Source organism: Azospirillum sp. B506 (genome assembly GCF_000333595.1).
Taxonomy (GTDB): domain Bacteria; phylum Pseudomonadota; class Alphaproteobacteria; order Azospirillales; family Azospirillaceae; genus Azospirillum.
The window spans coordinates 1-1532 of sequence record NZ_BADK01000806.1 but is presented as its reverse complement, the minus strand read 5'-3'; the positions used below and the strand labels follow the sequence as shown (position 1 = coordinate 1532).

Here is a 1532-nt window from a genome sequence, read left to right as displayed (position 1 = left end):
CGCTGATCGTGGTGCGCACCGCCTTGCCGCGCGTTGCCCCTTCAGGCCCATCTGGCGCATTAGCCGGGCCACCGTGCAGCGTGCCACGTCGATGCCCTCCCGCCCCCACTGCCGCCAGACCTTGCGTACCCCATAGACCTGGAAGTTCGCGTCCCAGACCCGCCGGATAGCCCCACTCAGCTCGGCGTCGCTTCGCGAGCGGGCCGGCGCCTTGGACGGATCGGCCTGTCGGGCGGCATGGGCGTAATAGGTGGACGGGGCGATCGGCAGCACTCGGCAGATCGGCTCGACCCCGTGAACGGCGCGGTGCGCGTCGATGAAGGCGATCATTTTCGGAACGGGCGGTCGAGCTCCGCCTGGGCGAAATACGCCGACGCCTTGCGTAGGATCTCGTTCGCTTGGCGCAGCTCCCGCACCTCACGTTCCAGCGCCTTGATCCGCTCCTGCTCATCCGTCGTCGGGCCAGGCCGCTTGCCTTGGTCGCGCTCAGCCTGCCGGACCCAGCCCCGCAACGTCTCCGCTGTGCAGCCGATCTTCGCCGCGATCGAGCCGATCGCCGCCCACTGCGAGGCGTGATCCCCCTCGTGTTCGAACACCATCCGAACCGCGCGTTCGCGGACTTCAGGAGCGTATTTGCGTGATGCCGCTTTCGTCATGATGACCCCAGTCTCTCAAGAAACGGAGCCTCCGACAAACCCGGCGCGGTTCACGTGGAACCGCCATCGACTGACCACCGCCGCGGTTCCGTCCGTCAGTGGAAAGGCGGAGGTCGTCACAGGCGACGGGCTCTCCGTCTGTCGACAGTACGAGGCTGAAGGCAATGCGCTCACGCGTGAAACCGAAGGACGGGACCTCGCGGCGACATTCCAGCCGTCCGTAATGGGAAGTGAGAGAGGCGAGGACCGTCATGACCGCACCGTCGCGACGAAAGGCGGAACACTGATGACGCCATCGCGCAGAATGGCGTGGAAAAACCGGGCGGCGTGATTGTCGGCGTAATCGATGTCGAGCAGCATCGGGCCGAGATCGCGGTCGCGCTGATCAGCGGGCAACTGGTGCTCAGGCACCCGCCCCTCCCACAGCACAACGTCGGCTGGAAATTCGCGTGTGCCAAGATAAGGTGAGCGGAAATACTGGCCACGCCGGGCTCTGCGACGAAAGATGGTAAGGGGTTCATCGAGCCTGTCACCGCTTGGCGCATCATCCGTCAGACGAAGGCGAGCGGAAATCAAATAATCGACGTCAACTAAAAAGGTCGCGGCACGGCGCTGCCGGATATCCGCGGCGTTCCGCGGCAGACTTTGAATGTCGCCGCTCTGCTTTGCATGGCGTACGGAAATGGCCGAGATGCGGTCACCGATCTCGTTGCGCGTCAGCGACTGAAAGCGAATCGGTTTGAGCACATGAATTTGGTCGATGACCCAGCGCAGCCTGGGACGCCAGTAAACAGCCTCGAAAATTCCGCGAGCTGCAGATGGTGTAATGACCGGATAGGAGACACGTTCGGTCTTAAACTCGGCGCATGAAAAGCA

Annotated in this window: 1 protein-coding gene, 1 pseudogene and 1 other annotated feature; the gene and the pseudogene both read right to left on the bottom strand. The window is 63.6% G+C overall.

Translation table 11 applies throughout. The annotated features are described in order from the left end of the window. Positions 1-656 (bottom strand): annotated as a pseudogene (locus tag I71_RS36440) (IS3 family transposase); the annotation flags it as partial. Continuing rightward, positions 256-372, bottom strand: a sequence feature (AL1L pseudoknot). (Overlaps the previous pseudogene by 117 nt.) Before the next feature lie 249 nt (positions 657-905). Next, on the bottom strand, positions 906-1532 hold a 627-nt coding region (gene cas5c / locus I71_RS25270), incomplete at its 5' end, for a type I-C CRISPR-associated protein Cas5c (RefSeq protein ID WP_042700275.1).